Origin of the sequence: Streptomyces sp. CB02414 (genome assembly GCF_001905385.1) — a bacterium.
GTDB lineage: Bacteria > Actinomycetota > Actinomycetes > Streptomycetales > Streptomycetaceae > Streptomyces.
On sequence record NZ_LIPF01000002.1, the window covers coordinates 715,805 to 728,379 of the forward strand.

General features: G+C 72.3%; 13 protein-coding genes. 6 read left to right on the top strand and 7 right to left on the bottom strand.

Features of this window, described 5'->3' with window-relative positions; genetic code table 11:
* Positions 1–42: 42 nt before the first annotated feature.
* From gdhA to AMK11_RS09490, 3 genes are all read right to left on the bottom strand, one after another.
* Complete coding sequence (gene gdhA, locus AMK11_RS09480) at positions 43–1,401, bottom strand: NADP-specific glutamate dehydrogenase (RefSeq protein WP_073725107.1); 1,359 nt, start codon at positions 1,399–1,401, stop codon at positions 43–45.
* Between the two features lie 265 nt (positions 1,402–1,666).
* Positions 1,667–1,876 (bottom strand): 4-oxalocrotonate tautomerase family protein, encoded by a 210-nt coding sequence (locus tag AMK11_RS09485; RefSeq protein ID WP_073725109.1) that lies wholly within the window; start codon positions 1,874–1,876, stop codon positions 1,667–1,669.
* A gap of 1 nt (position 1,877) precedes the next feature.
* Positions 1,878–2,639 carry an SDR family oxidoreductase gene (locus tag AMK11_RS09490; protein ID WP_073725111.1) on the bottom strand — a complete coding sequence of 254 codons (762 nt, stop codon included), beginning with the start codon at positions 2,637–2,639 and terminating at the stop codon, positions 1,878–1,880.
* Between the two features lie 77 nt (positions 2,640–2,716).
* On the opposite strand from AMK11_RS09490, the gene AMK11_RS09495 reads away from it, so the two are divergent.
* Complete coding sequence (locus AMK11_RS09495) at positions 2,717–3,619, top strand: helix-turn-helix transcriptional regulator (RefSeq protein ID WP_198941324.1); 903 nt, start codon at positions 2,717–2,719, stop codon at positions 3,617–3,619.
* Here AMK11_RS09495 and AMK11_RS09500 read toward each other — a convergent pair.
* Together AMK11_RS09500 and AMK11_RS09505 are read right to left on the bottom strand one after the other, a co-directional pair.
* Entirely contained in the window at positions 3,570–3,767 is a 198-nt protein-coding gene (locus tag AMK11_RS09500) for a DUF397 domain-containing protein (protein WP_073725115.1), read from the bottom strand. The two genes, AMK11_RS09495 and AMK11_RS09500, sit on opposite strands and share 50 nt — an antisense overlap.
* Positions 3,764–4,639, bottom strand: coding sequence for a helix-turn-helix domain-containing protein (locus AMK11_RS09505; protein WP_073725117.1), 876 nt, complete (start codon positions 4,637–4,639; stop codon positions 3,764–3,766). Before AMK11_RS09505 ends, AMK11_RS09500 begins: the two co-directional genes overlap by 4 nt.
* 158 nt (positions 4,640–4,797) lie before the next feature.
* Here AMK11_RS09505 and AMK11_RS09510 point away from each other — a divergent pair, with 158 nt between their 5' ends.
* The 5 genes from AMK11_RS09510 (at position 4,798) to AMK11_RS09530 (ending at position 10,686) form a co-directional block, all read left to right on the top strand.
* Positions 4,798–5,229: an ATP-binding protein gene (locus AMK11_RS09510; protein WP_073725119.1), complete on the top strand. Its 432-nt coding sequence runs from the start codon at positions 4,798–4,800 to the stop codon at positions 5,227–5,229.
* Between the two features lie 250 nt (positions 5,230–5,479).
* The gene (locus AMK11_RS09515; RefSeq protein WP_073725121.1) at positions 5,480–6,355 is read left to right on the top strand and encodes a helix-turn-helix domain-containing protein; all 876 of its coding nucleotides are present in this window, start codon (positions 5,480–5,482) and stop codon (positions 6,353–6,355) included.
* Between the two features lie 43 nt (positions 6,356–6,398).
* Complete coding sequence (locus AMK11_RS09520) at positions 6,399–8,159, top strand: NlpC/P60 family protein (protein ID WP_073725123.1); 1,761 nt, start codon at positions 6,399–6,401, stop codon at positions 8,157–8,159.
* 87 nt (positions 8,160–8,246) lie between these two features.
* Entirely contained in the window at positions 8,247–9,194 is a 948-nt protein-coding gene (locus AMK11_RS09525) for a LysR family transcriptional regulator (RefSeq protein ID WP_073725125.1), read from the top strand.
* Positions 9,195–9,309: 115 nt separating this feature from the next.
* Positions 9,310–10,686 carry a carbohydrate-binding protein gene (locus tag AMK11_RS09530; RefSeq protein ID WP_079187330.1) on the top strand — a complete coding sequence of 459 codons (1,377 nt, stop codon included), beginning with the start codon at positions 9,310–9,312 and terminating at the stop codon, positions 10,684–10,686.
* Positions 10,687–10,838: 152 nt separating this feature from the next.
* Here AMK11_RS09530 and AMK11_RS09535 read toward each other — a convergent pair whose 3' ends face one another.
* Both AMK11_RS09535 and AMK11_RS09540 read right to left on the bottom strand, forming a co-directional pair.
* Positions 10,839–11,969, bottom strand: a complete 1,131-nt coding sequence (locus AMK11_RS09535) for a hypothetical protein (protein ID WP_073725127.1) — start codon at positions 11,967–11,969, stop codon at positions 10,839–10,841.
* A 58-nt stretch (positions 11,970–12,027) separates the two neighbouring features.
* Positions 12,028–12,564, bottom strand: a complete 537-nt coding sequence (locus AMK11_RS09540) for an SMI1/KNR4 family protein (protein WP_073725129.1) — start codon at positions 12,562–12,564, stop codon at positions 12,028–12,030.
* Positions 12,565–12,575: the final 11 nt, after the last annotated feature.

Here is a 12,575-nt window from a genome sequence, read left to right on the forward strand (position 1 = left end):
GACGGCCGACAGGGCCGTCCGGGGCAATACCGGTGACGTCCCTCAGATGACGCCCTGCGCCAGCATCGCGTCCGCCACGCGCTCGAAGCCCGCGATGTTCGCGCCGGTGACGTAGTCGCCGGGGGCGTCGTAGCGCTCGGCGGTCTCGTGGCAGGTGGTGTGGATGTCGTTCATGATGTGCGTCAGCTCCTCCTCGACGCGCGCCGCCGTCCAGGACGTACGGGCGTGGTTCTGCGCCATCTCCAGGGCGCTGACCGCGACGCCGCCCGCGTTGGCCGCCTTGCCGGGGCCGAAGGCGACGCCGGCCTTCTGGAGGAGGTGGACGGCCTCGGGGGTCGCCGGCATGTTGGCGCCCTCGGAGACCGCCTTGACGCCGTTGCGGATCAGGGTCTCGGCATCGGCCTCGTTCAGTTCGTTCTGCGTGGCCGACGGGAGGGCGATGTCCGCCGGGACGTCCCAGACGCGGCCGCCGGGCACGAAGCGGGCCGAGGCGCCCCGGCGCTCCGCGTACGCGTCGACGCGGCCGCGCTCGACCTCCTTGATCTGCTTCAGCAGGTCGAGGTCGATGCCCTTCTCGTCCACGACGTAGCCGGAGGAGTCCGAGCAGGTGACGGCGTTGGCGCCGAGGGCGGCCAGCTTCTCGATGGTGTAGATCGCCACGTTGCCGGAGCCCGAGACGACCGCGGTCTGGCCCTCCAGGTCCTCGCCGCGCTCCCGCATCATCGCCGCCGCGAAGAGCACGTTGCCGTAGCCCGTCGCCTCCGGGCGGATCAGCGAGCCGCCCCAGCCCTGGCCCTTGCCGGTGAGGACGCCGGCCTCCCAGCGGTTGGTGATGCGGCGGTACTGGCCGAAGAGGTAGCCGATCTCGCGGCCGCCGACGCCGATGTCACCGGCCGGAACGTCCGTGTGCTCGCCGATGTGCCGGTACAGCTCCGTCATGAACGACTGGCAGAACCGCATGACCTCCGCGTCGCTGCGGCCGTGCGGGTCGAAGTCGCTGCCGCCCTTGCCGCCGCCGATACCGAGGCCGGTCAGCGCGTTCTTGAAGATCTGCTCGAAGCCCAGGAACTTGATGACGCCCAGGTTCACGGAGGAGTGGAAGCGCAGGCCGCCCTTGTACGGGCCCAGCGCGCTGTTGAACTCGACGCGGAAGCCCCGGTTGACGTGAACGCGGCCCTGGTCGTCCTGCCACGGCACCCGGAAGATCACCTGGCGCTCCGGCTCGACGAGCCGCTCGATGAGGCCCGGCTCCGCGTACTCGGGGCGGGCCGCGATCACCGGCGCGAGCGTTTCCAGGACCTCGTGGGCGGCCTGGTGGAACTCGGGCTGGGCCGGGTTGCGGTGCTCGATCTCGGTGAGCAGGTGGTCGAGCGCGGTCCTGGTCTCGCTTCGCGTCGTCACAGGGGCCCTTTCTGGCACGGCTGACACCGGAGACCGGGCGAGCCCCGGGGGGAGTGGGGCCCTGGTTCGGTCGGTCCGGTGGTGGGCGCTCGGCGCCGTTGCCGCGCGCGGGACACTTCAGTGTTACGCCCATGTAAACGTCATGGCCAGCAGTCGGTGCCCCGCGCGACCACTATGTGAGACCGCGCTTTCGCATATCGGGGGTTTTCGTGATGTATGAGACGAAGGTCACCTCCAAGATCACCCGGGTGGTTGGGGGTGCTCCTCACGCGTCGCCGTTCAGCATCGCGGCCGTCAGGACGTTTCCGGCGACGCCCCATCCTCCGTCCGGGACCTCGTCGACGAGGACGACGGTGGTGGGGCGGGCGCGCTCCCCGTAGATCTCCGCGTAGAGGTCGGTGGTGCGTTCGACGATCTTCCGCTTGTCCTCCGGGGTGAGGGTGCCCTCGGGGACCTTGAAGTGGGCGAAGGGCATCTCAGATCATCCCCCCGTTGGCACGCAGGATCTGGCCGTTCACCCAGTGACCGGCGGGGCTGGAGAGGAACGCGACCACCTCGGCGATGTCCTCCGGGGTGCCCAGCCGCTCCAGGGGCGGCGTCCTCGCGAGCTGGTCGATCTGTTCCTCCGTCTTGCCGGTGAGGAACAGGTCCGTGGCCGTGGGGCCGGGGGCGACCGTGTTAACGGTGATGTCCCGTCCGCGCAGCTCACGGGCGAGGATCAGGGTCATCGCCTCCACCGCGCCCTTGCTCGCCGCGTACGCCCCGTAGGCCGGGAACTGCGTGCCGACGACGGACGTCGAGAACCCCACGAACGCGCCGCCCGCCCGCAGGCGCCGGGCCGCCTCCCGGGCGACCACGAAGGTGCCGCGGATGTTGGTGCGGTGCATGGCGTCCAGAGCGTCCAGGTCCAGGTCGGCGATGGGCGACAGGGTCATCCGGCCGGCCGAGTTCACGACGACGTCCACGCCGCCGTACTCCGCCTCCGCCCGGTCGAACAGCGCGGCGATCTCCTTCTCCTCCGCCACGTCCGCCGCCACGGCGATCGCCCGTCCGCCGGACCCGGTGATCGCCGCCACCGTCTCCTCGGCGGAGGCGGCGTCGCTGGCGTAGTTCACGACGACGGCCAGGCCGTCCTCGGCGAGCTTGCGCGAGACCGCCCGGCCGATGCCGCGCGATCCGCCGGTGACGATCGCTACGCGGGTGTCCGCCGCTGGGTTCTGATTCGTGTTCGTGGTCATGGGTTCACGATGCGCCCGCCCCGCTCGCGCAGCCAGGGGATGTCATCCCATGGGTCACCGTCCCCGCCCGGCGCAGAATGGAGCGCATGAGCGCTGTGAAGTACGCCGAGCTGGGAGCGTTCCTGCGGTCGCGGCGGGAGCGCATTCGGCCTTCCGACGTCGGGCTTCCGGCCGGGCCGCGGCGCCGGGTGCCGGGGCTGCGGCGCGAGGAGGTCGCCCACCTCGCCGGGGCGTCCGTGGACTACTACAACGAGCTGGAGCGCGGGGCCGGGTCGCAGCCGTCGGAGCAGATGATCGCCGCGCTGGCGCGTGCGCTGCGGCTCTCCGCAGACGAGCGGGACTATCTGTACCGGCTCGCGGACCGGCCGGTGCCCGTGCAGGGCGGCGCTGCCTCGCACGTGCACCCCGGCATGCTCGACCTGCTCGGGCGGATGCCCGCCACTCCGGCGCAGGTGATCACCGACCTGCACGTTACGCTCGTACAGAATCCGCTGGCGGTGGCGCTGCTCGGGGACCACTCCGGATTCCGGGGGCCCAGGGCCAGTTTCGTCCACCGGTGGTTCACCGAACCCGACGCCCGGCGCCTGTATCCGGAGGCCGACCACGAGGGCCAGTCCCGCTCCTTCGTCGCCGACCTGCGGGCCGCGGCGGCACGGAGGGACGCGAAGGACCCCGAGGTCGCATCGATGATCCGTACGCTGCTCGCCGTCTCCCCCGAGTTCGCCACGCTGTGGGCCGACCACGACGTGGCCTTCCGGCGGGAGGACCGCAAACGCCTCGTCCATCCCGCGCTCGGCGTGATCGAGGTCAACTGCCTCCATCTCTTCAGCGAGGACGGACGGCAACGACTGCTCTGGTTCACGCCGGCCGTGGGGACGGAGAGCGCGGGGTTGCTGGAGCTGTTGGCGGTGGTGGGGACGCAGGAGGTGGTCAGCCCTCCGAGGCGTACGGGAGGAAGTTCGCCCACGCGGTCGGGGTGAGGGCCAGGCGGGGGCCACCGCCTGGTACGTGCTTGGAGTCTCGGACGTGGATCGTGCCGGGGGTGGTCGCGATCTCGACGCAGGACTCGCCGTTGGTGCCGCCGCTGTAGGTGCTCTTGAACCAGACCAGTTCGGCCTCGCGGATCATGTTTCTCCCAGCAGTTTCTCGATGAAGGTCAGCGACTCCCTAGGGGGGAGTGCCTGCGCCCGGATGGTTCCGTACTGCAACTCCAGGACGCGGAGTTGCCTCGGTTCAGAGACGGGACGTCCGTTGAACAAGCCGTCGGCGCGCCCCACCGCTGTACCGTCCTGGAACTTCAACAACTCGATCCTGCCGTCGAGCCCTGGATGAGCGTCAACGTTGGTCGGCATGACTTGGAGCGTGACACTGGCCAACCTGCCAACCTCCAACAGACGTTCGAGCTGCCGTCGCCATCCCATTGTGCCCCCGATCTGCCGACGCAGGGGCGCCTCTTCCAACACGAAATGAATCGATGGAGCCGGATCGCGCTCGTACACCGATTGCCTGGCCAACCGGGCTGCCACCATGCGTTCGACATCGTCGGGTGAGTAGGGTGGCTGCGCAGCCTCGATCAGCACCCGTGCATGCTCCGGCGTCTGCAACAGCCCCGCGACGATGTTGCACTCGTACACCCCGATCTCGACGGCCTTCGCCTCCAGCTTCCCCAGCTCCCGCACCTTCTTCGGGTACCGGACCTTCTTCACGTCCTCCCAGGCCGCCGAGATCAGCCCGCCCGCGTCCAGCACCTCGTCGGCCCGGTCCAGGTACTCCTGCCGGGGAATCCGCTTCCCGCCCTCGATCTTGTAGACCATGTCCTCGCCGTACCCGACCGCCGCCCCGAACTCGGCGGCCCGCATCCCCGCCGCCTCGCGGCGCAGCTTCAGCTGCCGACCGACGGTCGTGATGACGGCGATTCCCCACTCGTCGTCCGGGTCGACCTCCCAACCTGGCTCGTCCGCCTCGCTCTTGAGCCGCCCCGTGTCCGTCTCGACCGTCATGCCGTGCCTCTCCGTCGTACCCGTATCGGATGCACCAGCGCCCTACCCGTACCGACCGCCGCGACAGCCCCGGACACACCGGACAACAACCGGACAGTCACCGTACGTACCCGCTGAGTCACTTCTCACCGTACGCACGCACCGCCACGCTGAGTGACGTGAACCAGAAATCCGCCGAACTCTCGACGTTCGTCCGCAACTTCAGCGTGCAGCTCTCCCCCACGCCGCGCGGCGCCCGCCTCGCCCGTCTGCTGGCGACGGAACAGCTCCGCGCCTGGGGCCTCCCGCTCGACCCGGCCCGCCAGCTCGTCGCCGAACTGGCGAGCAACGCGGCGGCCCACGGACGCGTCCCCGGCCGCGACTTCCGGCTCACGCTCTACGTCGTCGGCGCGACCCTCCGCATCGAGGTCACCGACACCCGGGGCGAAGAACTCCCCCGCCCGCAGACACCCGCCCTCGACGCCGAAACCGGCCGTGGCCTGCTGCTCGTCGAGGCGCTGGCGCACCGCTGGGGAGTGACCGAGGAGCGCTTCCCGCGCAAGACCGTGTGGGCGGAACTGCCCTGCACACCACCGGAACCCGCGTTCTGAGGTTTCGGTGCCGCCGGTGCCCTACCAAGGAAAGAACCCGGGGAGAAAGCACCCCACCAAGCCCCGCCTTTCCACCCGAGGCGCGTAATCACCCGGGCGGGTGAACATCACCGCCTGGGCTGGATTTCCGAACCCCCAACTCCCCTACGCTCAGCGCAAACGACCGCAGACATACAACGGCCCCCGCCGGGACTGCCATCCCAATACGAGGGCCTACCACCAAGGAAGCAAGGAAAAGGAAACCTTCCCGATGGGTACCCAGAACCCTAACGCGCCCTCCCACGCCCAGTCAGCCCCTGCCGACAACCCGACCCGTACGCGTCACCACGGCGGCGGCATCACCCACGACAACACCCGCCACACCACCCGCTTCGTGGTGATCGGCAACCACCTGGCCCAGCACAAGGAGCTGTCGCTGCTGGCGATCGGCCTGAGCTGCCACCTCCAGTCGCTGCCCACGGGTGCGGGCGCCGACATCAAGTCCCTCACCGCGCGCTTCCCCGAGGGCGCCACCCGCATCGCCGCCGCCCTGCGCGAGCTGGAGGCCCACGGCTACCTGCGCCGCGAGCGCGTACGCACGTCCACCGGCCGGATCGTCACCCGTACCGTCTCCTGCAACCAGCCGAGGGCCGCCCGCCGGACGGAGTCCTCCACGACCTGCCCGGACCGCCCCTCCCGCCCCCGCGAACCCCGCCCCCGCAAGGCGCTCCCCGCCGTACCGCAGCCCGACTGCAAGGTCCCCGCGCTCTTCCGGGCGGCCACCGATCTCCTCGCCGACCTGCGCCGACACGACTCCCGCCTGGTGCTCTCCGCCGCCGAGACCGCGCACCTGGCGCCCGGCGTCGCCGCCTGGCTGGAAAGGGACGTCCTCCCCGGCGCCGTACGCCGCGCCCTGACCGCCGACCTCCCGGACGAGCCCCTGCGCCGCCCGGCCGCCCTCCTGGCCCACCGCCTCACCGACCGGCTCCCGCCACCGGCGCCGTTCCGCGCGCCCTCTGCGACCGCGTCGCCGCCACCCCGCCACGAGCTGCGGAACTGCGACGGCTGCGACCGCGGCTTCCGCGCCACCGGAACAGAGGACCGCTGCCGCGACTGCCGGACGCCGGCTGCCCGAACCCACATCTGATCCCGACCCGCTCACCGAGTGAGCCGGGCCCGATCATGGCCGTATGACACACACCTCACGGCGCAACGTACTGGCAGCCCTCGCGGCCTCGGCCGCCACGATCCCGCTCGGCGGCACGGCCGCCGCCTCCCCCTCGCGCTCCACCCCGCCGACGGCCTCGCCGGTCGCTCCGCTCGCCGCGCAGGCCACGTCGGCCGCGGCCCGCTCCTCGGTGACGCTCCCGCCGCTGAACCCCGCGTACTTCAGCGGCCTCACGCTGGCGTCCTCGCTGACCGCCACCGTGCTGCCCGGCACCCCGGCCCGTACCGAGGTCACCTCCGGCGGCAGACGCGTCGCGCTGCTGACCCACGGGGCCCGCACCGTGCTGTTGCCGGGCCCGGAGCGGACGTTCACCGAGAACAAGAAGCCGTTCGTGGACGACTTCACGCGGACGCTGCCGGACACGTCGCTGCCCGCCGGCGACCGCGCGTACTGGGGCACCTCGCCGGGCGGGGGGAGCTGGTCCACCCTCGGGCCGGTGGACACCGACTACTCGGTGGTGCCGGGCACCGGGATCATCTCCCTCACCACCGACTACGCCAGCCGCCACGCCAGCCTCCGGGACGGCGAGATCACCGACGTGGACGTACGGTCCGTCGCGCGGTTCGACAAGGTGCCGGCCGGCGACGCCTGCTCTTACGCCCTCTCGTTCGGCTACCAGAACACGCACAACAACTACCGGGCCCGGCTGTCCTTCACCACCTCCGGCGCGGTGCAGCTCCGGGTGGAGAAGGAGGTCGACGACGCGGTCACCCAGCTCGCCCCCGCGGTGGCCCTCGCCTCCGGTGTCCCGGCGGGCACGGACTGGACGATACGGGTCCGCCGCGAGGGCACCCGGATCCGGGCCAAGGCGTGGCCCTCCGCGGGCACCGAGCCGTCCGCGTGGTCCTTCGACGTCACCGACGCCACCTTCGGCAAGGGCCGCGTCGGCCTGCGCGTGCTGGCCAACCGAGGTTGTACGAACCTGCCGGTCACCCTGAGCGTCAGCCGGTTCCAGGTGGACGCCGCGAACTGGGACCAGCCGCCGACCGTCACCCACTCCGACTGGGTGCGGGTGCTGCCCGAGCCCTTCGACGGCGTCTGGACACCGGAGCTGGAGGGTGTGGTCCGCGGCTGGTCCGGCTCCACGGTCCCGGACGTCCTGGCCCACGCCGCCATGTTCCTCGCCGGAGCGGCCCCCGTGACGGCCGGTGCCGGACCGGCCGAGGGCAAGCAGGTCATGGGGGAGGCGGGGTACGGCTACCTGGACCCGCACGGCTACCGCTACGAGGGCGCCGACTTCCACGAGTACATGAACACCGGCTGGACCTTCCCGGACGGCGCCCACACCGGCCCGTCCAGCAAGCAGAGCGGCAACCTCGACTGCTCCGGCTACACCCGCATGGTCTACGGCTACCACATGGGCGTACCGATGGCCGCGGGCCAGGACACCTCCGGCACCCGCCTTCCCCGCAGGTCCCGGGACATGGCCGACCACTCCCCCGGCGTGCGCGTCGCCCGCACCGACGGCACGAAGCCGCCCGCGGCCGAGCAGCTCCAGCCCGGTGACCTCGTCCTGTTCAACGCCGACTCGGGCGACGACAACGAGGTGGCCACCACCGACCACGTCGGCATCTACCTCGGCGCGGACACCGCCGGCGGGCGCCGCTTCCTGTCCAGCCGCAAGACGGTGAACGGGCCGACCATGTCCGACCTGGGCGGCAACTCGCTCCTCGACGGCTCCGGGACGTACGCGAGGACGCTGCACACGGTGCACCGGATCTGACGCGGCCCGCGCGCCCGGGGAAAACCGACCCGCACTGGTCTGTACCAGCCTCTTGCCCTCGGTGACGAGGCGTCGCAAGCTCCCCATATGGAGCTGGAGTTGCGGCATCTCAAGACGGTCCGGGCCATCGCCGACGCCGGCAGCCTCACCAGGGCGGCGACGGTGCTCGGGCTCGCGCAGCCCGCGTTGAGCGCACAACTGAAGCGGATCGAACGGGCCTTGGGCGGGGCGCTGTTCGAGCGGGGCCGGCACGGAGTGCGGGCGACCGCGCTGGGAGAACTGGTGCTGGAGCGGAGCCGGATCGTGCTGCCCGCGGTGACCGAGTTGCAGCAGGAGGCGGCGCGGTTCGCGCGGGCGCCGCGGACGGCACGGCACCTGCGGCTGGGCGGGACGCACGGGCCCTTGCTGGGGGCGCTGGTGGACCGGCTGGCGGACGTGGCGCCGGACGCCCGGATGACGACCTGCACGTCGTGGTCGGAGCGGGAGCTGGCCGAGCAACTGGCGGAGGGGCGACTGGACTTCGCGCTCGCGGGGACGTGCGGTTCCGCCGAGCCGCCCGGCGCGGCGGGGCTGGTGTGGCGGGAGGTAGCCGTCGACCCGGTGTTCGTGATGGTGCCCGAGAGGCATCCGCTCGCCTCGCGCGCCGAGGTGGACCTGACCGAGCTGGCAGGCGAGGAGTGGGCCTGCGTGCCCGGCGACGGCTGCTTCGGCGACTGCTTCACCGCGTCGTGCGCCCGCGCCGGGTTCACGCCGCGCCGCATGTACGAGACGGACACCGCCTCGCTGGTGCACCTGGTGAAGGTGGGGCGGGCGGTCGGCCTGTGCCGGGCGACCTTCCCGACGACACCCGGCATCGTCACCCGGCCGCTCACCGGGACGCCGCTGGCCTGGCGGCACCTGCTGGGCTGGCACGCGGTGACCGGACGGCAGGACACCGCCGCGACCGTGCTGGCGCAGGCCCGCATGGCGCACGCGGGGGTGGCGGCGAGCAGCGACAGCTACACCGAGTGGATGGCGGCGCACCGGGTGCCCTGAGGCCCCCGCCAGACCTTCCATAACGCCGGGGAGAGGGCCGACCGACGTCTTACGGCGGACGGTCGGCCCTCCCTACGGTTTCGGCACCTCCCCACCGAAACCGAGGAGATCCCCCATGCCCCACCGTCACCGACACACCAGAGCCGTGGGTGCCGCCGCCGTGGCAGCGGCCGCCCTGCTCGTGGCCGGGCTCAGCGGCTCCGCGAGCGCCGGGACGGCACCCGCCGACTCCGCCCCCACCGCGGCCGAGACCCTGCGCACCGACGCGGCGCCGCCCGCCCTGCTCCGGGCCATGGAGCGCGACCTCGGTCTCGACCGGCAGCAGGCCGAGCGCCGTCTCGCCAACGAGGCCGACGCGGGCGCCACCGTGGGCCGGCTCCGTGCCGCGCTCGGCGCCGACTTCGCGGGCGCGTGGGTGCGGGGCGCCGAGTCCGGCACGCTGACCGTGGCGACGACCGACGCGGCCGACGTCGCCGCGATCGAGGCGAAGGGCGCCGTGGCGAAGGTCGTGCGGCACTCGCTCGCCGACCTCGACGCGGCCAAGTCCCGCATCGACCGGGCCGCCGCCGAGCGGGGCGGCGACGCCCGCGACGCGGCCGTCCGGTACGTCGACGTACGGACGAACACGGTCACCGTGCAGGCCACGCGGCCGTCCGCCGCCCGTGCCCTCGTCGACGCGGCCGGGGTCGGCGCCGGCGCCGTACGCGTCGAGAAGGCGGCCGAGAAGCCGCGTCCGCTGTACGACCTGCGGGGCGGCGAGGCGTACTACATCAACAACAGCGGGCGCTGCTCGATCGGCTTCCCCGTGACCAAGGGCGGCCAGGAGGGCTTCGCCACGGCCGGTCACTGCGGACGGACCGGGGCGAGCACCACCGGGTACAACCGGGTGGCGCAGGGCACCTTCCAGGGTTCGATCTTCCCGGGCCGGGACATGGCGTGGGTGGCGGTCAACTCCAACTGGCGGGCGACCCCGTACGTCAGCGGCGCCGGCGGCCAGAACGTCCAGGTGACCGGGTCCACCCAGGCGCCGGTCGGGGCGTCGGTGTGCCGTTCCGGTTCCACCACCGGCTGGCACTGCGGCACCGTCCAGCAGCACAACACGAGCGTGACCTACCCCGAGGGCACCATCTCCGGCGTCACCCGCACGACGGTGTGCGCCGAGCCCGGCGACTCCGGCGGCTCGTACATCTCCGGCAGCCAGGCGCAGGGCGTCACCTCGGGCGGCTCCGGCGACTGCCGCACCGGCGGCACGACGTTCTTCCAGCCGATCAACCCGCTGCTCCAGAACTACGGGCTCACCCTGAAGACGACCGGTGACGACGGCGGCGAGGAGCCGCCGCCCGGTGAGGGCGGCACCTGGGCGGCCGGCAGCGTCTACCAGCCGGGCGACACGGTGACGTACGGCGGTGCCACCTACCGCTGCATCCAGGGGCACCAGGCCCACGCGGGCTGGGAGCCGCCGAACGTTCCGGCGCTGTGGCAGCGCGTGTGAACGGCTGGATGTACGGCTGAATGACCCACGGGGGACGGCCCCTGGGACGGCCCGCGGGGGGTACGGCCCACGGGGTGACGGGGACGGGCCCGGGCGCGCGAAGGGAGAGCGCCCGGGCCCGGTCGCGTCGGCGTACGGCCGACGGGGGTGGGTCAGGTGCGGGTGACCGTGCCGCACTCCTCCCCCTGCGTCTCTCTCATCTCCCCGCTGCGGTCGTACGGGTCGACGGACGGACCCGTCGCCCGCGTCCGGTCCTCGGGGAAGACGGGGTGCAGGTAGCCGTCGAACACCTCGCACGCGGTGTTGAACGTGTTGACCTTGTACTCCTCGATCGCGAGCTTGCCCGGCGTGGCGTACCAGCGGTCCGGGTCCAGCAGCAGCGTCGTGATCTCGCGGCGCACGATGGTGCGCTCGACGTGGTCGCCCCCGTCCGACCTCACCAGCGGGTACACGAAGGTGTAGTCGGCGTGCACCTTTATCTCGCCCGGCTTTCCCCCGGCCAGCGTCATGCGGCCGCGCACCTTGACCACGTCGCCCGCGAGCCGCACCTCGTCCGGATCGAACCGGCTGAACAGCCCCACGGGGTCGTACTCGCGCGACGGCTCGCGCAGCCCCCGCCGCTGGTCCGGCAGCAGGTCCTTCTGCGCCTCGGGGTCGAGCAGGTCCAGCGCCTTGTCGGGCCGTCCGCCCGCGATCACGTCCGGGTCGAGGTTGGCGGCGACCAGGAACTCCTTGGTGCGCCGCAGGGCCAGCTCCGCGTCGGCCTTGCTCATTCCGGCCACCGCCCTGGCCTCCGGCAGTTCGATGGCGTCGGCGCCGTCGGCCCAGCGCAGGGCGGGCGAGCCGCGGAACGGGTGCTCGCGCGTGGCCTGTTGCGACCCGGCGGGGTCCCCGGGCGCGCCGGTGGGCCGCGCCGTCTCGGCGGGCAGCGGCGCCGGAGAGGCGGCGGCCTCCGCCTCTCCGCCGGGGAGATGGTCCGTGACCAGCGAGGGCCTCAGGGCGATCACCGCGACCGCCGACAACGCCACCACGCCGACGACCGCGCCCCACCGGCGCCGACGGCCGCCGCCCTTCGGGCCGCCTTGCGGGGCACGCCAGGGCGCCGGCTCGTCCTGCTCACGCAGCCGCGCCGCCACCATCCGCGCCCGCGCCGACGGCTCCTTTGGCGCTGCGGCGCCACCGCCTTCGGCGGCGTCCCGCAGGAACGACTCCACCTGCTCGTCTGACAGGAAGGGCGGCTCGTCGGACGGGCCGGGACGTTCGGAGGACGGGACATCAGCCATGTACTACCTCACATCGAAACGTGTGCCGATGCCGATCGGACGAGAGTCGACGAGAGTCTCAGAGCGGGTACGGGGTGTAGAACGGCGGCGTGCGACCGGTCGCCCCGAATCCTGCGAAGCCCTCGAACGACTCGTCCGCCAGCAGCCGGTGGACGAACTCACTCATGGACATGTCGTAGCCGCGCGCGTGCTGGGCGTCGTCACGGGCCAGCACCGTCCAGGCGTCCGGCGACAGGGAGTCGTCCGCGAGCCAGAAGAACTCGTCGCCCCGTGCACTCGCCCCCCACTGGAGCAGCCCGGAACCCGCCCCCGGCTGGTACAGCCCCTGCGGCAGGTAGTACTCGGCCCCCGCCTCGTCCTCTGCGGCGATCTGCCGGTTCTCCTCGTGGATGTCGGCCACCTGCGAGTCCGTGCCGCCCCCGGAGGAGTAGACGGTGAGGTACTCCTGGAATTCTCCCCGGCCGAACGTCTCGCAGAACGCTTTGTAGTCGGCGGGCAGCTCGGTGCCGACGCGCCTCTCGATCACGGGCCAGTCGACGCTCACGCCGCGGTGATCGCGGCCGACCGCATCCGCCAGCCGGTTGACCCAATCCATTCGGCTGCTCC

What these genes read in the sequence shown, in the direction of transcription:
- AMK11_RS09485 (WP_073725109.1), bottom strand. Translation starts at nt 1,876, where the DNA reads ATGCCCTTCGCCCACTTCAAGGTCCCCGAGGGCACCCTCACCCCGGAG.
- AMK11_RS09490 (WP_073725111.1), bottom strand. Translation starts at nt 2,639, where the DNA reads ATGACCACGAACACGAATCAGAACCCAGCGGCGGACACCCGCGTAGCG.
- AMK11_RS09495 (WP_198941324.1), top strand. Translation starts at nt 2,717, where the DNA reads ATGGAGCGCATGAGCGCTGTGAAGTACGCCGAGCTGGGAGCGTTCCTG.
- AMK11_RS09500 (WP_073725115.1), bottom strand. Translation starts at nt 3,767, where the DNA reads ATGATCCGCGAGGCCGAACTGGTCTGGTTCAAGAGCACCTACAGCGGC.
- AMK11_RS09505 (WP_073725117.1), bottom strand. Translation starts at nt 4,639, where the DNA reads ATGACGGTCGAGACGGACACGGGGCGGCTCAAGAGCGAGGCGGACGAG.
- AMK11_RS09515 (WP_073725121.1), top strand. Translation starts at nt 5,480, where the DNA reads ATGGGTACCCAGAACCCTAACGCGCCCTCCCACGCCCAGTCAGCCCCT.
- AMK11_RS09520 (WP_073725123.1), top strand. Translation starts at nt 6,399, where the DNA reads ATGACACACACCTCACGGCGCAACGTACTGGCAGCCCTCGCGGCCTCG.
- AMK11_RS09525 (WP_073725125.1), top strand. Translation starts at nt 8,247, where the DNA reads ATGGAGCTGGAGTTGCGGCATCTCAAGACGGTCCGGGCCATCGCCGAC.
- AMK11_RS09530 (WP_079187330.1), top strand. Translation starts at nt 9,310, where the DNA reads ATGCCCCACCGTCACCGACACACCAGAGCCGTGGGTGCCGCCGCCGTG.
- AMK11_RS09535 (WP_073725127.1), bottom strand. Translation starts at nt 11,969, where the DNA reads ATGGCTGATGTCCCGTCCTCCGAACGTCCCGGCCCGTCCGACGAGCCG.
- AMK11_RS09540 (WP_073725129.1), bottom strand. Translation starts at nt 12,564, where the DNA reads ATGGATTGGGTCAACCGGCTGGCGGATGCGGTCGGCCGCGATCACCGC.